The following is a 20855-nucleotide window of genomic DNA, read 5'->3' on the forward strand; positions in this document are numbered from 1 at the left end:
TCCGGCGAGGGGTGCGTCTCGGCCGCGTACGAGTCGGTCTGATCGGTCATCAACGTGGCGAACTTCACGCAATCGACAGAAACGGAACTAAAGGTTTCGCTCGTACGTCCCTCTCTCGTGCACAGAGCCGGTCAAGGCCGGTCAGGTATGGGAAAGGCAGGCAGGTTCCGGGTATGGGTGAGACGCCCGAGACGGGTCGCAAGCGGTTCGACCTGAGCGTGCCCCAGGTGGCGGGCAGCGCGCTCGCCGCCGTCGTGGCGGCCAAGCTGGCCTCCTACTTCGGGGTGTACGGCACGATCCTCGGAGCGGGGGTCGTCAGTGTCGTGGCCACCTGCGGCGGTTCCCTCTTCCAGCAGGTCTTCCGGCGCACCGGCGAGCAGTTGCGCGAGGCCAAGGTGAGCGGTCGGCCCAGGCTCCAGGCGGCGGGTCAACCGGTCGCCGTACCCGGGGAGTTCGGCGCGGGAACGGTCTACCGCGCGCGGGTGAGGAGCTGGAAGCGCCCGCTCGTCGCGGCGGCTCTCGTCTTCGGCGTGACCATGGCCGGTATCACCGTCTACGAACTCGTCTCCGGCAACAGCTTCAGCGGCGGAAAGGGCACCACGGTCAGCGACGCGGTCGGCGGCCGGAACTCCTCCCACCACAACTCCCCGGCTCCCACGCCCTCCTGGACCCCGTCCACGGGGACGGAGACGACGTCCCCCGACGAGACCACTCCCACGGGTGACAGCGGCACGAAGGGTTCGGCCACCCCCGAGCCGAGCGGGAGCCCGGACCGGCAGCGGAAGCAGGACAGCGTGCCCAGCCCCGGGGCGACCACCCCGGCGCCCACGGCCGACGCGCCGACGGCGAGCCCTACTCCCCGAGAATCCGCCGGGAGTAGTCGTTCTGGAACAGCCGTTCCGGATCCAGGCGGTTCCGCAGCGCCCTGAATTCCCCGAACCGCGGATACACCCGATCGAAGTACTCCGCGTCACGGGTGTGCACCTTCCCCCAATGGGGTCGCCCCTCGTGCGCGGTGAAGATCCGCTCGGCCGCGCTGAAGTAGGCGTGGTACGGCGTGCCCCGGTACATGTGCACCGCGATGTACGCGCTGTCCCGGCCCGAGGCGGTGGAGAGCGTGATGTCGTCGGCCGGGGCGGTGCGCACCTCGACCGGGAAGCTGACCCGCAGCCCCGACCGCTCCACCGCCGCCTTCAGCTCCCGCAGCGTCTCGGCCAGCGCCGCGCGCGGCACCGCGTACTCCATCTCCACGAACCGCACCCGGCGCGGCGAGGTGAAGACCTTGTACGGGATGTCGGTGTACGACCGCGCGGACAGCGCCCTGCTGGAGATCCGGGCGATCGCCGGGACGCTCGCGGGCGCCGCGCGGCCGACCCACTGGGCCACCTGGAAGACGCCGTTGGAGAGGAACTCGTCCTCGAACCAGCCGACCGGCTGCCCCACCGGACGCGCCGGACCCGCGCTGCGGTTGTTGCGCTTGGTGTTGGTGCTGCCGGTGTGCGGGAACCAGTAGAACTCGAAGTGCTCGTTCTCGGCCCACAGTTGGTCGAACTCCGCCAACACGCGGTCCAACGGCATCGGCTCCTCGCGCGCGTGCAGCAGGAACAGCGGCTCGACGGCGAAGGTGACGGCCGTGACGATCCCGAGGGCGCCGAGCCCGATCCGGGCCGCCGCGAAGACCTCGGGATTCTCCTCCCGCGAGCAGGTGAGCACCGAGCCGTCGGCGGTGACCAGTTCGAGCGCGGTGATCTGCGCCGCGATCGAGCCCGACTCGCGCCCCGTGCCGTGGGTACCGGTGCTGACCGCCCCGGCCACGGTCTGCTCCATGATGTCGCCCATGTTGGCCAGCGACAGTCCCTCGCGCGCCAGAGCCGCGTTGAGCCGCTTGAGCGGGGTGCCCGCCTCGACCGTGACGGTCATCGCCGTACGGTCGATCTCCCGGATGCCGGTGAGCAGTTCGGGCCGTATCTGCACCCCGTCGGTCGCGGCTATGGACGTGAACGAGTGACCGGTGCCCACCGCCTTGACCCGTAGACCGTCGTCGGCCGCCTTGCGTATCTCGGCCGCCAGCTCCGCCACCGAGGCGGGAGTCACCTGCCGGGCCGGACGGGCGGTCACATTGCCGCCCCAGTTACGCCACGTGCCGTGCTTCCCGCTCGCCGTGCTGCTCAACGGTGCCTCCCCGACCCGCGGCCGGCCTGCTCAGCCGGCGGTACCCGAGGAACCCGACCGCGACCGCGACGGCTCCGGCGGCAGCCGGAACCCCGTACCCGGCGCGTGCTCCGGCGGCGTCGATCACCCAGCCGGCCGCGGACGAGCCGAGCGCGACACCGACCGCCAGGCCGGTACCCACCCAGGTCATGCCCTCGGTGAGGTTCGCGCGAGGTACGTGCTCTTCGATGAGGGACATCGTCGTGATCATCGTCGGTGCGACGGACAGCCCTGCGACGAACAGCGCCACGGCCAGGAGCGGCAGGTTCCCGACCAGTAGGAGGGGGATCATACTCACGGCCATCGTCGCCAGGCCCAGCACCCACCGGCGCTCGGGCCGCCCGGCGAACCGCAGCAGACCGAAGACCAGCCCGGCCGTGCAGGAACCGGCGGCGTACACGGCGAGCACGACGCTGGCCGCGCCCTTGTGCCCGCGCTCCTCGGCGAAGGCCACGGTCGCCACGTCCACCGCGCCGAAGATCGTGCCCGTCGCCGCGAACGCCGCCACCAGCACCTGGAGCCCCTTCGAGCGCAGCACGCTGCCGCCCACGTGGTTCTCGTCGCGCGGGTGGGGCACCGGCTCGGTGGCCCGCTGGGCGGTCAGCCAGAAGACGCCGACGGCGAGGAAGCAGGCCGCCAGCAGCGGGCCCGCCTCCGGGAACCAGGCGGTGGACAGTCCCACCGAGACGATCGGTCCGACGATGAAGCACACCTCGTCGACGACCGACTCGAACGAGTACGCCGTGTGCAGTTTCGGGGTTCCGCCGTACAGCGCCGCCCAGCGGGCCCGGACCATCGCGCCGAGGCTGGGCACCGAGCCGATCGCGGCGGAGAACACGAACAGCGTCCAGTCCGGCCACCGGAAGTGCGCGGCCAGCAGCAGCCCGGTGGCGGCGCCCAGCGCGACCAGGGTCGCCGGGCGCAGCACCCTGCGCTGGCCGTACCGGTCCACCAGGCGCGATATCTGCGGTCCGAGCACGGCGGCGGACAGCGCGATGGTCGCCGTGAGCGCGCCCGCGAGACCGTAGCGCCCGGTGAGCTGCGAGATCATCGTGATCACGCCGATGCCCATCATGGACAGCGGCATCCGGCCGACGAAGCCGGCGACGGCGAAGCCCTTGGTGCCGGGTTCGGCGAACAGGGCGCGGTAGGGGCTGGGCACGGCGGTCTCCGTTGTCCGGTGCGGGCGGTCCTGCGGGATGGTCTCGCGGGGTGGTTCCACGGGGCGGTCCCGCGGGAGGCGCGGACGGTCGCGCCACGCAGCAGTAAGGCGTGAAAGGCGCCCATACAGCTTACGAGTTAGGTAACCCTAACGCACCAGGTCAGCGCGGGACACGGGGCGGCGGACCCGGGCCGTTTTCCCGGCTGTCGGTGCCGGGTGGCAGGATCGGAGACATGCCAGACGCGCTCGATGTCCCCCCGCCGGACGCCGGTCCCTACGACGCCCTCCTCCTGCTCTCCTTCGGCGGCCCCGAGGGTCCCGACGACGTGGTCCCGTTCCTGGAGAACGTCACGCGCGGGCGTGGCATCCCGAAGGAACGCCTCAAGGAGGTCGGGCAGCACTACTTCCTGTTCGGCGGCGTCAGCCCGATCAACGAGCAGAACCGCGCCCTCCTCGACGCCCTGCGCAAGGACTTCGCCGAGCACGGTCTTGACCTGCCGGTCTACTGGGGCAACCGCAACTGGCAGCCGTATCTGACCGACACCCTGCGCGAGATGACCGCCGACGGCCGCCGCCGCGTCCTGGTGCTCGCCACCAGCGCCTACGCGTCGTACTCCGGCTGCCGCCAGTACCGCGAGAACCTGGCCGACGCGCTCGCCACGCTGGAGGCGGAGGGACTGACGCCCCCCAAGGTCGACAAGCTGCGGCACTACTTCAACCACCCCGGCTTCGTCGAGCCCATGACCGAGGGCGTGCTGCGCGCGCTCGCCGACCTCCCCGAGGAGGTCCGCGACGGCGCCCACATCGCCTTCACCACGCACTCCATCCCGCTCACGGCCGCCGACACCTCGGGCCTCGCCGAGGACCACGGGGACGGCGGCGCCTACGTCCGCCAGCACCTGGAGGTCGCCGGGCTGATCGCGGACGCGGTCCGCGAGCGCACCGGTGCCGACCACCCCTGGCAGCTCGTCTACCAGTCCCGCTCCGGCGCCCCGCACATCCCCTGGCTGGAGCCGGACATCTGCGACCACCTGGAGGAGCGGCACGCGGCCGGTGTCCCCGCCGTCGTCATGGCGCCCATCGGCTTCGTCTCCGACCACATGGAGGTCCTCTACGACCTCGACACCGAGGCAACGGCCAAGGCCGCGGAGCTGGGTCTGCCGGTGCGCCGCTCGGCCACGGTCGGCGCCGACCCGCGCTTCGCCGCCGCCGTGCGCGAGCTGATCGAGGAGCGCGCCGCCACCGAGCGCGGCGAGCGGATCACCCCGTGCGCCCTCGGCTCCCTCGGTGCGAGCCACGACCTGTGCCCCGTCGGCTGCTGCCCGGCCCGCGCCCCGCGCCCGGCCGCCGCCGGTGCCGACAGCCCCTACGCGTGAGGAGCCACGTGACGACCCCCCAGTCCGCCCCGCTCGACGACTCGCTCGACGACCTGCTCGACCTCGCCCTGGACGCCGCCCGCCGCGCCGGTGAGCTGCTGCGCGACGGCCGCCCGGCCGACCTCGCCGTGGCCAGGACCAAGTCCAGCCCCATCGACGTCGTCACCGAGATGGACATCGCGGCGGAGAAGCTGATCACCGACCTGATCTCCGAGCGCCGACCCGACGACGGCTTCCTCGGCGAGGAGGGCGCCGCCTCGGAGGGCACCAGCGGCGTCCGCTGGGTGATCGACCCGCTCGACGGCACCGTGAACTACCTCTACGGGCTGCCGACCTGGGCGGTGTCCATCGCCGCCGAGCGGGACGGCGAGACCGTCGTCGGCGTCGTCGCCGCCCCGCTGCGCGGCGAGACGTACCACGCGGTGCGCGGCGGCGGCGCCTTCGCCACCGGCGCCTGGGAGGGCGAGCGGGCGCTCGCCTGCCGCCCGGGCGCCCCGCTGGACCAGGCGCTCGTCGCGACGGGCTTCAACTACGTCACCGAGGTCCGCGCCCACCAGGCCCAGGTGGCCGCCCGGGTGCTGCCGCTGGTCCGGGATATCCGGCGCGGCGGCTCGGCGGCGATCGAGCTGTGCGACGTGGCCGCGGGCCGGCTGGACGGCTACTGGGAGCGCGGGCTCAACCCCTGGGACTACGCGGCCGGTGCCCTCATCGCCCGTGAGGCGGGCGCCGTGACCGGTGGACGCCCCGCAGAGCCCGAGTCGCCCGCCCTGACGTTCGCGGCCACCCCGGCCGTCTTCGAGGCGCTCCAGCCCCTCCTGGAGGACTTCGGCGCCTGGCACGACTGAGCGGTACCGCCACGTGAGTGGGCCCCGGCGGAGAGATCCGCCGGGGCCCACTCGACTGCCGGGTCGGTCAGGGCTGTGACACGGCGACTTCCACACCGTGCTCGGCCGCGAGACGGCGCAGGTCGTCCAGCTCTCCCTGCTCCACCTCGGCGAGGAAGTCGTCGCCCTCGTCACGAGCCCGCGACAGGTCGGACTCGGTCGTCTTTATGCGCTGCAGAAGTCCTGCGGTGAAAGCGTCCATGCTGCGCCCCCTCGTCCTGGGTCGTGGGTCGGTGGCACGGGGGTGTGCCGGTCGGGAAGGGGCGATCACGTGGCCCGCGGGTGCCCGGCACAGCCCTGCCGGGGCGGCTGCGGTGCCGGACACCCGCGCCCGCTCCGCCGAGGCTGATCGCGGAGTGACCGCATGGTGCCTCGGCACATGCGGAGCGTGATCGCGGGGTGTAAAGCCGTCCTCCCCGCACCGTTCGTCCGGGAAACCTCCGGCGCCGCAGAAAATCCCGCTTTCCCGCCCACCGACCGCCGTACCTGCGGCGACCGTCCTCGGCTTACCTCCGACTTATGGCCGAAAAGGGCAGGATGGAGGGCACAATCCCACGGACACCTCCGCCCGCCCGCGCCCCGGCGCGCCGTGGGCGGACACGAGGAAGGACAAGCGACGTGCGCGTACTCGTCGTCGAGGACGAGCAACTGCTCGCCGATGCGGTGGCCACCGGACTGCGCCGGGAGGCCATGGCCGTCGACGTCGTGTACGACGGTGCGGCCGCCCTGGAGCGCATCGGCGTCAACGACTACGACGTGGTCGTCCTCGACCGCGACCTCCCCCTCGTGCACGGCGACGACGTCTGCCGCCGGATCGTGGAGCTGGGCATCGCCACCCGCGTGCTCATGCTCACCGCCTCCGGTGACGTCAGCGACCGCGTCGAGGGTCTGGAGATCGGCGCCGACGACTATCTGCCCAAGCCCTTCGCCTTCAGCGAGCTGATCGCCCGCGTCCGCGCGCTCGGCCGCCGCACCAGCGTGCCCCTGCCGCCGGTCCTGGAGCGCGCCGGGATCAAGCTCGACCCCAACCGCCGCGAGGTCTTCCGCGACGGCCGCGAGGTCCAGCTCGCGCCCAAGGAGTTCGCCGTCCTGGAGGTGCTGATGCGCAGCGAGGGCGCGGTCGTCTCGGCCGAGCAGCTCCTGGAGAAGGCGTGGGACGAGAACACCGACCCGTTCACCAACGTGGTCCGGGTGACCGTGATGACGCTGCGCCGCAAACTCGGCGAACCTCCCGTGATCGTCACCGTGCCCGGCTCCGGCTACCGGATCTGATCCGCCATGGCCGCCACCCCCGCGCCGCCCCAGGCGCCCCCGAAGCCCACCTGGGACCCCCGCCGCCCCCAGCCGCCCTTCCCGTGGCTGCGCCCGACCATCCGCATACGGCTGACCCTGCTGTACGGCGGCATGTTCCTGATCGCCGGCATCCTGCTGCTGTCGATCATCTACCTGCTGGCCGCGCAGGCGATCAGCTCCGGCAACCAGCCGCTGTTCAAGATCGTCAGCTTCCAGGCGCTGAAGGTCTCCAGCGACAACTGCCAGGCGATCAACACCAGCAGCCTCTCGCTCCAGGACTTCAACGACGCGATCAGCCAGTGCGTCGACCACCAGCGCCAGGTCGCCCTGGACGAGCTGCTCAGCCGCTCGCTGCTCGCCCTGCTCGGTCTCGCCGTGATCGCCTTCGCCTTCGGCTACGCCATGGCGGGCCGCGTGCTGTCCCCGCTCGGCCGGATCACCCGGACCGCGCGCCAGGTCGCCGGGTCCGACCTGTCCCGCCGGATCGAGCTGGACGGACCCGACGACGAGCTGAAGGAGCTGGCGGACACCTTCGACGACATGCTGGAGCGCCTGCAGCGCGCCTTCACCGCCCAGCAGCGCTTCGTCGGCAACGCCTCCCACGAACTGCGCACCCCGCTGGCGATCAACCGCACGCTCCTGGAGGTCCACCTCTCGGACCCGAACGCGCCCGTGGAGCTGCAACAGCTCGGCAAGACCCTGCTCGCCACCAACGAACGCAGCGAGCAGCTCGTGGAGGGTCTGCTGCTGCTCGCCCGCAGCGACAACCAGATCGTCGAGCGCGGACCCGTGGACCTCGCCGAGGTCGCCGGGCAGGCCATCGACCAGGTGCGCGGCGAGGCGGACGCCAAGGGCGTCGAGCTGCGCGGCGAACGCAAGCGCGCGGTGGTGCTCGGCAACGGCGTGCTCCTGGAGCGCATCGCGCTGAACCTCGTGCAGAACGCGGTGCGGTACAACATCCCGGAGGACGGCTGGGTCGAGGTCACCACCGACACCGAGCACAACCAGGCGGTGCTGACCGTCTCCAACACCGGTCCGGTGGTCCCGGCGTACGAGGTCGACAACCTCTTCGAGCCGTTCAGGCGGCTGCGCACCGAGCGCACGGGCAGCGACAAGGGCGTCGGACTCGGTCTGTCCATCGTCCGCTCCGTGGCACGGGCGCACGGCGGGCACATCGTGGCCCGGCCGCGCGAGGGCGGGGGTCTGGTGATGCGCGTCACCCTGCCGCTGTGAACGGGTCTCCGGCACGCCCGGAGATTGTTCGCTTCGCGCGGAATTTTCCACCACCGTGCCGGGGTTGTCCCTGTGTGATCAATCACATGTGTGGATTTCCGGCCATGTACTGAACGTGATCAAGAAGTGGGCCACAAAGCCGGGAAAGTCCGGGTTTTCAGCCCTCCTGATCACGGGAAGTACACGATGAGGCGCCTTTGAGGTGCGGCATTCGAACCGTGTACGGTCCTCACCGCCATCCAAGCCGATCACTCTTGAGGGATCGGGTTGGGTGTCGATTGAGTAACAGACCTTGATGTGAGGCAAAATCTCCGCCTCAGGTCGGGCACAAGTCCGGCCTCTCACGCGTTACGTGCGCTGAAGACACCGCAGACACCCAGAGGGGGAGAGCGACCATGGCAACCGATTACGACACTCCACGCAAGACCGACGACGACGTCGACTCGGACAGTCTCGAAGAGCTGAAGGCCCGGCGGAACGACAAGTCCACCTCCGCGGTGGACGTCGACGAGTTCGAGGCCGCAGAGGGCCTTGAGCTGCCCGGCGCCGACCTCTCCAACGAGGAGCTGGCCGTCCGTGTGCTGCCCAAGCAGCAGGACGAGTTCACCTGCATGAGCTGCTTCCTCGTCCACCACCGCAGCCAGTTGGCCCGCGAGAAGAACGGCCAGCCGATCTGCCGCGACTGCGACTGAGGACGGGTCGGCCGTGACTGGCTCGACCCCTCCGCGGAAGCGCCGTTTCCGGTTCCCGGGAGCGGACAAAGGGCCGTTCGGCGGCTCGCACGGCACGCGTGACCACGAGCGGGGCTCACCGGAAGCGGGAGCCTCGCTCGAACCACCGGCGGAGCGCCACGCTCCGCGGGCCGGGACGGGGGAGTCCGCCGGTCCCGACACACCGGTCCGTCATCCACGGGCCGCGGCGATCCGTGGCAGGGCACGTCATCTGGCACGCGAAGGCGCACGCCGGGGCGGCGGCCACGCCCGCGCGGGCATCGCCTACGTCGCGGACCGCGTCATCGACATCGCCCCCCGCGTCCCCGTACGGGACCTCGCGACGCTGCGCCGGCAGTTCCCGGACCTCGGACCCGAGCAGCTCGCGGACAAGCTCGTGGCGGGCGCCGCGAACGCCACCTCCACCGTCGGCGCCGGAATCGGAGCGGCGGCCATGCTGCCCGTACCGCCCGCCCTGCCGACCGAACTCGCCGCGGAGATCACCGCGGTCGCCGCGATCGAGCTGAAGCTCATCGCCGAACTCCACGAGGTCTACGGACGGCGCGCTCCCGGCGGCATCGGCGCCCGCAGCACCGCGTATCTGGCCTCCTGGTCCGGCGAGCGCGGCATCGACGTGATGAAGCCGTCGACCATCGACGCGGCCCTGGGCGGGCGCATGAAACGCGAACTGCGCCAGCAGATCATGAAGCGCATGGTCCGCAACCTCCCCAACCTGACGCCCTTCATGGTGGGCGCCGCCGTGGGCGCGGTCATGAACCGCCGCGACACCAGGAAGCTCGCCGAGCGCGTCCGGTCCGACCTGCGCACGGTCCAGGTCCCCTGGGACGAACTGGGCGCGCAGCCCCCGCTCGACCAGCCCGAACACCCGGTGCGGATCAAGGAGATGTCCGAGGACCCCGAGCCCCCGGGAAACCCGAAGGGCTGACCTCAGGCAGCGGCGCCGGTGCCCTTCGCCGCCTCGATGGCCGCCGCCAGCCGCTCGGGCTCGCGCGTCGACAGGTACAGGTACGGCGTCGGGTCCTGCGGGTCGGTCACCTCGACCCGCAGCGCGGTCGGGATGTACGCCCGCAGCAGCAGGAACGCGCGCGTGTCCGCCTTGTAGGTCCGCCAGGCGCGCGCCTCCTCCGCGTCCAGCACCTCGCTGGTACCGAGCGCCGACACCGGGATCTTCGCCTCGCCCGCGATCAGCGAGTCGCCCACGATCCGGATGCGCTGGGAGCCGTACGCGCTCGCCATCACGGCCGCCACGGCGGTGCCCCCGACCAGCCCGCCGAGCAGCGGCAGCGTGCCGAAGGGGAGCAGGATCAGGGCGAAGGAGACACCCACGAGGAAGCTGATCAGCCACCACGAGCGGGGGGCGGTCAGACGTTCTTCGTAGGGGGTGGCGGCAAGCTGCATGGAGCCAAGCTTGGCACGCCGACGCCGGGTGCCGGGCGGCCGGGTAAGGTCTGCGCCTGTGAGTCGTAGTTCCCCAGCCCTTGAGCCGCCCGCCGACGCGGTGCGCCCCGTACGCCACCCCGACGCGCCCGCCCCCGGTGAACCGCTGGGCACCCACTACGAACACTGTTTCGGATGCGGGCCCGGACAGCCGCACGGGCTGCACCTGGACGCCCGCGCGGGCGACGGCGTGACGCTGACCGCCGAGTTCACCGTCAAGCCCGCCCATCAGGGCGCCCCCGGCCTCGCGCACGGCGGGGTGCTCGCCACCGCCCTGGACGAGACGCTGGGCTCGCTGAACTGGCTGCTGCGGACCATCGCCGTCACCGGCAGACTGGAGACGGACTTCGTACGGCCCGTCCCCGTGGGCACCACGCTCCATCTGGAGGCCGAGGTCACCGCCGTCGCCGGACGGAAGATCTACTCCACCGCCACCGGACGCATCGGCGGTCCCGAGGGACCCGTCGCGGTCCGTGCCGACGCCCTCTTCATCGAGGTCAAGGTCGACCACTTCACCGACCACGGCCGCGAGGAGGAGGTCCGGGCCGCGATGAGCGACCCGGACCAGATCCGCCGTACCCGCGCCTTCGAGGTGAACCCATGAACGCCGACCGGACCGCCCCGCTGGACGTCCGCATCCGCCGGGTCGACCCCGACGTCCCCCTCCCGGCGTACGAGCACCCCGGAGACGCCGGAGCCGACCTGCGCACCACCGAGCCCCGCGAGCTGAGCCCCGGTGAGCGGGCCGTCCTGCCCACGGGCATCGCGATCGCGCTCCCGGAGGGGTACGCGGCGTTCGTGCACCCCCGTTCGGGTCTGGCCGCCCGCTGCGGTGTGGCGCTCGTGAACGCTCCCGGGACGGTGGATGCCGGGTACCGTGGAGAGATCAAGGTGATCGTGGTGAATCTCGATCCGCGCGAGAGCGTGCGGTTCGAACGCTTCGACCGGATTGCCCAACTGGTCGTCCAGCAGGTCGAGAGGGTCCGCTTCCAGGAGGTCGCGGAACTTCCCGCCTCGGTACGCGCCGAGGGGGGCTTCGGGTCCACCGGAGGTCATGCCTCGGTGGACGACGGGAGCGGCACAGAGGGTCGGTCCGCCGAGGGCGGTCCGACGGGTGGGAATCGATACGCTTCGGTCGTATCCGACCGGGAAGGACAGTGACGTGTTCGGACGTCGCAACAAGAAGGGTGCCGCCGAGGGCGCGGCCGGCGAGGCCGAGCAGGTCGTCGACAGCGTCGGCACCGAGGCGGACGAAGAGCGTGAGCGCGTGCGGCTCGAGCCCGAGCCGCGGCCCGACGGGCCCTGGGACTCCACCGAGGTGCGCGACCCGGCCGAGGGCCGTGTCGACCTCGGCGGTCTGTTCGTGCCGGGCGTGGACGGCATGGAACTGCGCGTCGAGGTCGCCGGTGACGCGATCGTCGCCGCGACCGTCGTCCTGCGGGACAGCGCCATCCAGCTCCAGGCGTTCGCCGCCCCCAAGCGCGAGGGCATCTGGGGCGAGGTCCGCGAGGAGATCGCGGGCGGCATCACCCAGCAGGGCGGCATCATCGACGAGGTCGAGGGCCCGCTCGGCTGGGAACTGCGCGCGCAGGTCCCGGTCCAGTTGCCCGACGGCACCGGCGGCTTCCAGGTCGTCCGCTTCGTCGGCGTGGACGGCCCGCGCTGGTTCCTGCGCGGAGTGATCTCCGGCCAGGGCGCGGTGCAGCCGCAGGCCGCGGGGCTCCTTGAGCAGATCTTCCGGGACACGGTCGTGGTCCGCGGCGAGGGTCCGATGGCCCCGCGCGACCCGATCGTCCTCAAGCTGCCCAACGACGCCCAGATGGTCCCCGAGAACGTCCAGCAGGAGGAGGGCTCCCGCTTCTCCGGCGGCATGGGCCAGCTCCAGCGCGGCCCGGAGATCACCGAGGTCCGCTGACCGGCGGTACGACCGGTACGACGAGCGAGGGGCCGTACTCCCACGGGGGTGCGGCCCCTCCTTCGTGCCCTCGCGGGCGTCAGGGTTGTGTCAAAGCGCCCCGGTCCGGTGGCCCCGCGCCCGCTTTGTCCGCATCGTTGGCCGTAGGGTCGACGCCGGACGGGGAGCGGTTCACCGGAAGACAATGGGGCCATGGGACGCGGCAAGCTTCGGATCTACCTCGGCGCCGCACCGGGCGTGGGCAAGACCTACGCGATGCTCTCCGAGGCGCACCGGCGCGTCGAGCGCGGCACCGACTGCGTCGTGGCCCACGTCGAGCACCACGGCAGACCCCGCACCGAGGTCATGCTGCACGGGCTGGAGCGCGTTCCGGGGCGCGAGCTGGAGCACCGGGGCGCCGTCTTCACCGAGATGGACGTGGACGCCGTACTGCGCCGCGCCCCCGCCGTCGCCCTCGTGGACGAGCTCGCCCACACCAACGTCCCCGGCTCGCGCAACGCCAAGCGCTGGCAGGACGTGGAGGAACTGCTCGCGGCCGGGATCGACGTGGTCTCCACGGTCAACATCCAGCACCTGGAGTCGCTGGGCGACGTCGTCGAGTCGATCACCGGGGTGCGCCAGCGCGAGACCGTGCCCGACGAGGTCGTGCGCCGCGCCGACCAGATCGAGCTGGTCGACATGTCCCCGCAGGCGCTGCGCCGCCGCATGGCGCACGGCAACATCTACCAGCCGGACAAGGTCGACGCCGCTCTCTCCAACTACTTCCGCCCCGGCAACCTCACCGCCCTGCGCGAGCTGGCGCTGCTGTGGGTGGCCGACCGGGTCGACGAGTACCTCAACGAGTACCGCAGCGAGCACGAGGTCTCCCGGATCTGGGGCTCGCGCGAGCGCATCGTGGTCGGACTGACCGGCGGACCCGAGGGGCGCACCCTGATCCGCCGTGCCGCCCGGCTCGCGGAGAAGGGCGCGGGCGGCGAGGTGCTCGCCGTCTACATCGCCCGCAGCGACGGCCTCACCGCCGCCTCCCCGAAGGAGCTGGCCCTCCAGCGCACCCTGGTGGAGGACCTCGGCGGCACCTTCCACCACGTGGTCGGCGACGACATACCCGCCGCCCTGCTGGACTTCGCGCGCGGTGTCAACGCCACCCAGGTCGTGCTCGGCTCCTCGCGCCGCAAGACCTGGCAGTACGTCTTCGGACCCGGGGTCGGCGCCACGGTCGCCCGCGAGTCGGGTCCGGACCTGGACGTCCACATCGTCACCCACGAGGCGGTCGCCCGGGGCCGGGGACTGCCCGTGGCCCGGGGTGCCCGGCTCGGGCGGGGCAGGATCGTCTGGGGCTGGCTGGTGGGCGTCGGCGGTCCGGTGGGGCTCGCGGTGCTGCTCAACACCGTGGACCTCGGTCTCGCCAACGACATGCTGCTCTTCCTGGCCCTCACGGTCGCCGCCGCGCTGCTCGGCGGACTGCTGCCCGCGCTCGCCTCGGCCGCCATCGGGTCCTTCCTGCTGAACTACTTCTACACCCCGCCCCTGCACCGCCTCACCGTCGCCGACCCGAAGAACATCGTCGCGATCGCGATCTTCTTCGGGGTCGGGATGTCCGTCGCCTCCGTGGTGGACCTCGCCGCCCGGCGCACCCACCAGGCGGCCCGGCTGCGCGCCGAGTCGGAGATCCTGTCCTTCCTCGCGGGCAACGTCCTGCGCGGCGAGACCGGTCTTGAGGAACTCCTCGAACGGGTCCGGGAGACCTTCGCCATGGAGTCCGCCGCCCTCCTGGAGCGGGCCAGCGACGTCGACCCCTGGACCTGCCAGGGGCGCGTCGGCGTCGGACCACCGCTGGAGCGGCCCGAGGACGCCGACGTGGACATGCCGGTCGGGGACCACATGGCGCTCGCGCTCACCGGCCGGGTGCTGCCCGCCGAGGACCGCCGGGTGCTCGCCGCCTTCGCCGCCCAGGCAGCCGTCGTCCTGGACCGGCGCCGCCTGCAGGCCGAGGCGGACCAGGCGCGCACCCTCGCCGAGGGCAACCGCATCCGCACCGCCCTGCTCGCCGCCGTCAGCCACGACCTGCGCACCCCGCTCGCGGGAATCAAGGCCGCCGTCTCCTCGCTCCGCTCCGACGACGTCGCCTGGTCCGAGGAGGACCGCGCCGAGCTGCTCGAAGGCATCGAGGAGGGCGCCGACCGCCTCGACCACCTCGTCGGCAACCTCCTGGACATGTCCCGCCTCCAGACCGGCACCGTCACCCCGCTGATCCGCGAGATCGACGTGGACGAGGTGGTCCCGATGGCGCTGGTCGGGGTGCCCGAGGACAGCGTCGAGCCGGACGTGCCCGAGACGCTGCCCATGGTCGCCGTCGACCCCGGACTGCTGGAGCGCTCGGTCGCCAACCTGGTCGAGAACGCCGTCAAGTACAGTCCCCCCGGCCGCCGCGTCCTCGTCGCCGCCAGCGCCCTGGACGACCGGGTCGAGGTGCGTGTGGTCGACCGGGGTCCCGGCGTCCCCGACGACGCCAAGGAGCGCATCTTCGAGCCCTTCCAGCGCCACGGCGACGCCCCGCGCGGTGCCGGGGTCGGGCTCGGTCTCGCCGTCGCCCGGGGCTTCGCCGAGGCGATGGGCGGCACGCTGGTCGCCGAGGACACCCCGGGCGGGGGTCTGACCATGGTGCTGAGCCTGCGCGCGGCGGGGCACGGCACACCGGAGTGCGCGACGGAAGCGGACGCGCACACCACGGAACGAGAAAGGCAGGCCCTATGACCAGGGTGCTGGTGGTCGACGACGAACCGCAGATCGTGCGGGCCCTCGTGATCAACCTCAAGGCGCGCCAGTACGAGGTGGACTCCGCCGCCGACGGCAGGACCGCCCTCGAACTCGCCGCCTCCCGCCACCCCGACGTGGTCGTCCTCGACCTCGGTCTGCCCGACATGGACGGCGTCGAGGTCATCCGCGGCCTGCGCGGCTGGACCCGGGTGCCCGTCCTGGTCCTCTCCGCCCGCCACTCCTCCGACGAGAAGGTCGAGGCGCTGGACGCGGGCGCCGACGACTACGTCACCAAGCCGTTCGGCATGGACGAACTCCTCGCCCGGCTGCGCGCCGCCGTCCGCCGGGCCGAACCCGTCGGCGAGGGCGAGGTGACCACCGTGGAGACCGCGGGCTTCACCGTCGACCTGGCCGCCAAGAAGGTCAACCGCGCGGGCAAGGACGTACGCCTCACCCCCACCGAGTGGCACCTCCTGGAGGTCCTGGTCCGCAACACCGGACGCCTGGTCGGCCAGAAGCAGCTCCTGCGCGAGGTGTGGGGACCGTCGTACGGCACGGAGACCAACTACCTGCGCGTCTACATGGCCCAGTTGCGCCGCAAGCTGGAGACCGACCCGGCGCACCCCCGCCACTTCATCACAGAGCCCGGGATGGGGTACCGCTTCGAGAAGTGACCGGCGCGGTCCGGGACATGGGAGAGCGGGCGGGACGCGAGGAACGGGGGAGGCGGGGGCGCCACGAGTACGGCCTTGTCGGCCCGCCCCGGTACGCTTCAGACATGAGTGCCGTTCCTCGATCCGAAAAGCCGGTCGGCCGGTTCCGCCGCATGCTGGACCGGCTCTCCTCGTCGCAGGAGGACCTGGAGTCGGAGGAGCTGCGGGAGGACGCCGACACGGCGGGCTGCACCCGCATCGGCGACTGCCACGACCGGCAGATCGTCACCGTAACTGGTACCTTGCGCACGGTCACCCTGCGCCCGCGCGCCGGAGTCCCAGCCCTGGAGGCGGAGCTGTTCGACGGCACCGCCGCACTGGACGTGGTGTGGCTCGGCAGGCGCTCCATCACGGGCATAGAACCCGGACGCAGGCTGATCGCATCGGGCCGGATCTCGATGAGCCGGGGCCGCCGCGTGCTGTTCAACCCGAAATACGAACTGCGACCCCTCGGACGGGAGTAGCCGGTGACGTCCCTCGACAAGCCGACCCAGGACACCGGACAGACACCACCGGACGACGGCCACGACTCGCGTGCGGTGACCGAGGCCGCGCTGTTCGAGGCGTTCGGCGGGATCCGGGGGATGGTCGAGACGGTCCTGCCCGGACTGCTCTTCGTCACGATCTACACGATCAACAAGGACCTGCACCTCTCCGCGCTCGCCGCGCTGGGCGTGGCGGTCGTGATGCTGATCGTCCGGCTGCTGCGCCGGGACACCGTCAAGCACGCGTTCAGCGGCGTCTTCGGTGTGGCCTTCGGTGTCGTCTTCGCGATGTTCACGGGCAACGCCAAGGACTTCTACCTCCCCGGGATGCTCTACACCCTGGGTCTGGCGATCGCCTACATCGTCACCACCCTCGCCGGGGTGCCCCTGATCGGTCTGATGCTCGGCCCGGTCTTCAAGGAGAACCTCTCCTGGCGCACCCGCAACCCGGGGCGCAAGAAGGCGTACGCCAAGGCCAGTTGGGCGTGGGGTCTGATCCTGCTCGCCAAGTGCGCGATCCTCTTCCCGCTCTACTGGTGGGCGGACACCACCCAGCTCGGCTGGGTCCTGGTCATCCTGAAGATCCCGCCCTTCCTGCTGGCGGTCTGGCTCACCTGGGTCTTCCTCGCGAAGGCGCCGCCGCCGATCGACGTGTTCGCCGAGATGGAGGCCGCCGAGCAGGCGGAGAAGGCGGAGAAGGCGGAGCGGGAGCGCGCGGCGGCCGAGTCGGGCGAGGCGACCGGCGGACGGCACCGCAGAGGCGCGTAGCGCATGGAACACGGGGAACCCCGGCTACCACCGTTGGTAGCCGGGGTTCCTTGCCGTACGGGACTCAGCCCTCTTCCCGCCGTACCGACAGCAGGTCCTCGAGCTGCTCCTCGCGGGCCTGCGCGGCCACGAAGAGGAGTTCGTCGCCCGGCTCCAGGGAGTCCTCCTTGGACGGCGTCAGCACCCGGGTGCCCCGGATGATCGTGACCAGGGAGGTGTCCTCCGGCCAGGCCACGTCCCCGACCTGGGTGCCGGCAAGCGCCGACTCCTCCGGCAGGGTCAGCTCGACCAGGTTGGCGTCGCCGTGGCTGAAGCGGAGCAGCCGGACCAGGTCGCCGACGCTCACCGCCTCCTCGACCAGGGCGGACATCAGACGCGGGGTGGAGACGGCCACGTCCACGCCCCAGGACTCGTTGAAGAGCCACTCGTTCTTGGGGTTGTTCACCCGGGCGACGACGCGCGGGACGCCGTACTCCGTCTTGGCGAGCAGCGAGACCACCAGGTTGACCTTGTCGTCACCGGTCGCGGCGATGACGACGTTGCAGCGCTGGAGCGCGGCCTCGTCCAGGGAGGTGATCTCGCAGGCGTCGGCAAGCAGCCACTCCGCCTGGGGCACGCGCTCGACCGAGATGGCGGTCGGCGCCTTGTCGATCAGCAGGACCTCGTGACCGTTCTCCAGCAGCTCGGCCGCGATCGAGCGGCCGACGGCACCGGCACCGGCAATGGCGACCCTCATCAGTGACCGCTCTCCTCTTCGGGTCCCCCGGCGAACGCCGCCTCGACCTTCTCCACGTCGTCCGTGCGCATCATCACGTGCACCAGGTCGCCTTCTTGCAGGACCGTCTGCGAGGTGGGCAGCACGGCCTCGCCCAGGCGGGTCAGGAACGCCACGCGGACGCCCGTCTCCTCCTGGAGCTTGCTGATCTTGTGGCCCACCCACTTCTCGGAGGCGTGCACCTCGGCGAGCTGCACCCCACCGGTGGGATCGCGCCACAGCGGCTCGGCGCCGGAGGGCAGCAGACGGCGCAGCATCTGGTCGGCGGTCCAGCGGACCGTGGCCACCGTCGGGATGCCCAGACGCTGGTAGACCTCGGCCCGGCGGGGGTCGTAGATGCGGGCGGCCACGTTCTCCACCCCGAACATCTCGCGGGCGACGCGCGCGGAGATGATGTTGGAGTTGTCACCGCTGGAGACGGCGGCGAAGGCGCCCGCCTCCTCGATGCCGGCCTCGCGCAGGGTGTCCTGGTCGAAGCCGACGCCGGTGACCCGGCGACCGCCGAATCCCGGCCCCAGCCGTCGGAAGGCGGTGGGGTCCCGGTCGATCACCGCGACCGTGTGGCCCTGTTGCTCCAGGGTCTGCGCGAGCGCGGAACCCACGCGTCCGCAGCCCATGATGACGATGTGCACGACCGTCCTTCCGGTGTCCAAAAGTTACTGCTCGGCCTCAGGGTCTCAGACCGACGCCCAAAGCTACACACGCGCGGTCCTCGTGAGGCACCCGCTGGTCACGTGCTCACCTGTGCCGCTCGGTGATGCCCGTCACCCCGGGTTCCCCGCGTCGCGTGATGCTGCGCACGCTGCACCGGGTCAGGATTCCGAGGGCGAGGAGCGCGAGGGTCGCGCCGATCAGTTCCGCGGCCGCGGGCATGGGACCTCCGAAGGGCGATGAACTGCGACGACGGGCCGGTCTGCCATCTAGGCACGGGGGGCGCGGGGACGACGGAAACCGCGGTTCCGCGCGCCCCTGATTTCACTCGTGAGGCAGAATGCGTCTTTCGGGTGGGCGGCTGCCTGTTCGAAGCCTTACGATCCTCTGTCGTGTCCAAACTGACCGACGTGCCCAAACGCATTCTGATCGGGCGCGCCTTGCGCAGTGACCGGCTGGGCGAAACGCTCCTGCCGAAGCGCATCGCCCTCCCCGTCTTCGCCTCCGACCCGCTGTCCTCCGTCGCCTACGCGCCGGGGGAGGTTCTGCTGGTCCTGTCCATCGCGGGCGTGTCGGCGTACCACTTCAGCCCCTGGATCGCCGTCGCGGTCGTCGTGCTGATGTTCACCGTGGTCGCCTCCTACCGGCAGAACGTCCACGCGTACCCCAGCGGCGGCGGCGACTACGAGGTGGCGAACACCAACCTCGGTCCCCGGGCGGGTCTCACCGTCGCCAGCGCCCTGCTGGTGGACTACGTGCTGACCGTCGCCGTGTCCATCACCTCGGGCATCGAGAACCTGGGGTCCGCGATCCCCTTCGTGATCGAGCACAAGGTGCTCTGCGCGTGCGCGGTGATCCTCCTGCTGACGCTGATGAACCTGCGCGGCATGAAGGAGTCCGGCAAGCTCTTCGCGATCCCGACGTACGTGTTCGTCGGCGGCGTCTTCATCATGATCGTCTGGGGTGCGATCCGGGGACTGGTCCTCGGCGAGACCATGCACGCGCCCACCTCCGGCTTCCACATCAGAGCCGAGCACCAGGGACTCGCGGGCTTCGCGCTGATCTTCCTGCTGCTGCGTGCCTTCTCCTCCGGCTGTGCCGCGCTCACCGGCGTGGAGGCGATCTCCAACGGCGTCCCGGCCTTCCGCAAGCCCAAGTCCAAGAACGCGGCGACCACGCTCGCCATGATGGGTCTGCTGGCCGTCACGATGTTCTGCGGCATCATCGCCCTCGCGATGTCCACCGGCGTCCGCATGGCCGAGAACCCGGCGACCGACCTGATCAAGGGCGGCGTCCCGATCGGACCCGGCTACGTCCAGAACCCGGTGATCTCCCAGGTCGCCGAGGCGGTCTTCGGCAAGGGCAGCTTCCTGTTCGTCGTCCTCGCGGCGGCGACGGCCCTGGTCCTCTTCCTCGCGGCGAACACGGCGTACAACGGCTTCCCGCTGCTCGGCTCGATCCTCGCCCAGGACCGCTATCTGCCCCGCCAGCTCCACACCCGCGGCGACCGCCTCGCGTTCTCCAACGGCATCGTGCTGCTGGCCGGTACGGCGATGCTCCTCGTGGTCATCTACGGCGCCGACTCCACGCGGCTGATCCAGCTCTACATCGTCGGCGTGTTCGTGTCCTTCACGCTCAGCCAGACCGGCATGGTCCGGCACTGGAACCGCCACCTCGCCGCCGAGAAGGACCCGGCCAAGCGCAGCCACATGATCCGCTCCCGCGCGATCAACGCCTTCGGCGCCTTCTTCACCGGTCTGGTGCTGGTCGTCGTCCTGGTCACCAAGTTCACGCACGGCGCCTGGGTCGCCCTGCTCGGCATGTGCATCTTCTACGCCACGATGACCGCGATCCGTAAGCACTACGACCGCGTCGCCGACGAGATCGCCGCGCCCGAGGGCCCCAGCGACGACAGCGTGCGCCCCTCCCGTGTGCACTCCCTCGTCCTGATCTCCAAGATCCACCGCCCCACCCTGCGCGCCCTCGCCTACGCCAAGCTGATGCGCTCCGACACCCTGGAGGCGCTCACGGTCAACGTCGACCCCGCCGAGACGAAGGCGCTCCGCGCGGAGTGGGAACGGCGGGGCATCGACGTCCCCCTCAAGGTCCTCGACTCGCCCTACCGCGAGATCACCCGCCCGATCATCGAGTACGTCAAGAACCTGCGCCGCCAGTCCCCGCGCGACGCGGTCTCCGTGATCATCCCCGAGTACGTGGTGGGCCACTGGTACGAGCATCTGCTCCACAACCAGAGCGCGCTGCGGCTGAAGGGGCGGTTGCTGTTCACGCCGGGCGTGATGGTCACGTCCGTGCCGTACCAGTTGGAGTCCTCCCAGGTCGCGCGGGACCGCGCACGCCGTCGGCAGGAGTGGAGCGCGCCGGGTGCGGTGCGACGGGGACCGGCTGAGCGGGCGAAGGAGGGGGCGGGGGCTCGGGAGTGAGGTTGTCGGGTTCGGCGTAGGGG

At 71.4% G+C, this 20855-nt stretch carries 22 protein-coding genes; 15 read left to right on the forward strand and 7 right to left on the reverse strand.

From position 1 onward, the window contains the following. The first annotated feature begins 173 nt into the window (after positions 1 to 173). Positions 174 to 929 (forward strand): hypothetical protein, encoded by a 756-nt coding sequence (locus tag IF655_RS10690; protein ID WP_199583904.1) that lies wholly within the window; start codon positions 174 to 176, stop codon positions 927 to 929. On the opposite strand, the gene IF655_RS10695 is transcribed toward IF655_RS10690, so the two are convergent. Both IF655_RS10695 and IF655_RS10700 read right to left on the reverse strand, forming a co-directional pair. Continuing rightward, the gene (locus IF655_RS10695; protein ID WP_199583905.1) at positions 853 to 2172 is read right to left on the reverse strand and encodes a D-arabinono-1,4-lactone oxidase; all 1320 of its coding nucleotides are present in this window, start codon (positions 2170 to 2172) and stop codon (positions 853 to 855) included. The genes IF655_RS10690 and IF655_RS10695 overlap by 77 nt on opposite strands. After that, the gene (locus tag IF655_RS10700; protein WP_199584251.1) at positions 2132 to 3373 is read right to left on the reverse strand and encodes an MFS transporter; all 1242 of its coding nucleotides are present in this window, start codon (positions 3371 to 3373) and stop codon (positions 2132 to 2134) included. The genes IF655_RS10695 and IF655_RS10700 overlap by 41 nt, the downstream gene beginning before the upstream one ends. A gap of 233 nt (positions 3374 to 3606) precedes the next feature. Here IF655_RS10700 and IF655_RS10705 point away from each other — a divergent pair, with 233 nt between their 5' ends. Together IF655_RS10705 and IF655_RS10710 are read left to right on the forward strand one after the other, a co-directional pair. Continuing rightward, positions 3607 to 4749, forward strand: coding sequence for a ferrochelatase (locus IF655_RS10705; RefSeq protein ID WP_199583906.1), 1143 nt, complete (start codon positions 3607 to 3609; stop codon positions 4747 to 4749). A gap of 8 nt (positions 4750 to 4757) precedes the next feature. Next, positions 4758 to 5594, forward strand: coding sequence for an inositol monophosphatase family protein (locus tag IF655_RS10710; RefSeq protein ID WP_199583907.1), 837 nt, complete (start codon positions 4758 to 4760; stop codon positions 5592 to 5594). A 67-nt stretch (positions 5595 to 5661) separates the two neighbouring features. Here the strand turns inward: IF655_RS10710 and IF655_RS10715 are convergent, their stop codons facing one another. Next, on the reverse strand, positions 5662 to 5835 hold the full coding sequence (locus IF655_RS10715; RefSeq protein WP_018547316.1) for a hypothetical protein: 174 nt from the start codon (positions 5833 to 5835) through the stop codon (positions 5662 to 5664). 416 nt (positions 5836 to 6251) lie between these two features. Between IF655_RS10715 and IF655_RS10720 the strand changes: the two genes are divergently transcribed. The 4 genes from IF655_RS10720 (at position 6252) to IF655_RS10735 (ending at position 9815) form a co-directional block, all read left to right on the forward strand. Next, positions 6252 to 6905: a response regulator transcription factor gene (locus IF655_RS10720; protein ID WP_018547315.1), complete on the forward strand. Its 654-nt coding sequence runs from the start codon at positions 6252 to 6254 to the stop codon at positions 6903 to 6905. A gap of 6 nt (positions 6906 to 6911) precedes the next feature. Then, positions 6912 to 8159 (forward strand): HAMP domain-containing sensor histidine kinase, encoded by a 1248-nt coding sequence (locus IF655_RS10725; protein ID WP_199583908.1) that lies wholly within the window; start codon positions 6912 to 6914, stop codon positions 8157 to 8159. Between the two features lie 395 nt (positions 8160 to 8554). Continuing rightward, positions 8555 to 8851, forward strand: a complete 297-nt coding sequence (locus IF655_RS10730) for a DUF4193 domain-containing protein (RefSeq protein ID WP_005481602.1) — start codon at positions 8555 to 8557, stop codon at positions 8849 to 8851. Between the two features lie 13 nt (positions 8852 to 8864). After that, on the forward strand, positions 8865 to 9815 hold the full coding sequence (locus IF655_RS10735) for a hypothetical protein (protein WP_199583909.1): 951 nt from the start codon (positions 8865 to 8867) through the stop codon (positions 9813 to 9815). Between the two features lie 2 nt (positions 9816 to 9817). Here IF655_RS10735 and IF655_RS10740 read toward each other — a convergent pair whose 3' ends face one another. Next, on the reverse strand, positions 9818 to 10288 hold the full coding sequence (locus IF655_RS10740) for a DUF3093 domain-containing protein (RefSeq protein WP_199583910.1): 471 nt from the start codon (positions 10286 to 10288) through the stop codon (positions 9818 to 9820). A gap of 58 nt (positions 10289 to 10346) precedes the next feature. On the opposite strand from IF655_RS10740, the gene IF655_RS10745 reads away from it, so the two are divergent. The 7 genes from IF655_RS10745 (at position 10347) to IF655_RS10775 (ending at position 16965) form a co-directional block, all read left to right on the forward strand. Continuing rightward, a complete protein-coding gene (locus tag IF655_RS10745; protein WP_199583911.1) occupies positions 10347 to 10931 on the forward strand; it encodes a PaaI family thioesterase in 585 nt (194 codons plus the stop codon). Continuing rightward, on the forward strand, positions 10928 to 11488 hold the full coding sequence (gene dut / locus IF655_RS10750; protein ID WP_199583912.1) for a dUTP diphosphatase: 561 nt from the start codon (positions 10928 to 10930) through the stop codon (positions 11486 to 11488). The genes IF655_RS10745 and dut overlap by 4 nt, the downstream gene beginning before the upstream one ends. Before the next feature lies 1 nt (position 11489). Continuing rightward, entirely contained in the window at positions 11490 to 12242 is a 753-nt protein-coding gene (locus tag IF655_RS10755) for a DUF3710 domain-containing protein (RefSeq protein WP_199583913.1), read from the forward strand. A gap of 192 nt (positions 12243 to 12434) precedes the next feature. Beyond that, positions 12435 to 14996: a sensor histidine kinase KdpD gene (locus tag IF655_RS10760; protein ID WP_199583914.1), complete on the forward strand. Its 2562-nt coding sequence runs from the start codon at positions 12435 to 12437 to the stop codon at positions 14994 to 14996. Further along, positions 14993 to 15673, forward strand: a complete 681-nt coding sequence (locus IF655_RS10765) for a response regulator (RefSeq protein WP_199583915.1) — start codon at positions 14993 to 14995, stop codon at positions 15671 to 15673. The genes IF655_RS10760 and IF655_RS10765 overlap by 4 nt, the downstream gene beginning before the upstream one ends. 104 nt (positions 15674 to 15777) lie before the next feature. Beyond that, the gene (locus IF655_RS10770) at positions 15778 to 16176 is read left to right on the forward strand and encodes an OB-fold nucleic acid binding domain-containing protein (protein WP_161181104.1); all 399 of its coding nucleotides are present in this window, start codon (positions 15778 to 15780) and stop codon (positions 16174 to 16176) included. Between the two features lie 3 nt (positions 16177 to 16179). Then, positions 16180 to 16965 carry a DUF3159 domain-containing protein gene (locus tag IF655_RS10775; RefSeq protein ID WP_199583916.1) on the forward strand — a complete coding sequence of 262 codons (786 nt, stop codon included), beginning with the start codon at positions 16180 to 16182 and terminating at the stop codon, positions 16963 to 16965. 64 nt (positions 16966 to 17029) lie between these two features. On the opposite strand, the gene IF655_RS10780 is transcribed toward IF655_RS10775, so the two are convergent. From IF655_RS10780 to IF655_RS31460, 3 genes are all read right to left on the reverse strand, one after another. Continuing rightward, positions 17030 to 17701, reverse strand: a complete 672-nt coding sequence (locus IF655_RS10780) for a TrkA family potassium uptake protein (RefSeq protein ID WP_199583917.1) — start codon at positions 17699 to 17701, stop codon at positions 17030 to 17032. Beyond that, complete coding sequence (locus IF655_RS10785; protein WP_018547303.1) at positions 17701 to 18372, reverse strand: TrkA family potassium uptake protein; 672 nt, start codon at positions 18370 to 18372, stop codon at positions 17701 to 17703. The genes IF655_RS10780 and IF655_RS10785 overlap by 1 nt, the downstream gene beginning before the upstream one ends. Positions 18373 to 18478: 106 nt before the next feature. After that, positions 18479 to 18613, reverse strand: coding sequence for a hypothetical protein (locus IF655_RS31460; protein WP_277952673.1), 135 nt, complete (start codon positions 18611 to 18613; stop codon positions 18479 to 18481). Positions 18614 to 18783: 170 nt separating this feature from the next. Here IF655_RS31460 and IF655_RS10790 point away from each other — a divergent pair, with 170 nt between their 5' ends. Further along, the gene (locus IF655_RS10790) at positions 18784 to 20832 is read left to right on the forward strand and encodes an APC family permease (RefSeq protein ID WP_199583918.1); all 2049 of its coding nucleotides are present in this window, start codon (positions 18784 to 18786) and stop codon (positions 20830 to 20832) included. Positions 20833 to 20855: the final 23 nt, after the last annotated feature.

The organism is Streptomyces sp. DSM 110735 (assembly GCF_016482685.1).
GTDB lineage: Bacteria > Actinomycetota > Actinomycetes > Streptomycetales > Streptomycetaceae > Streptomyces.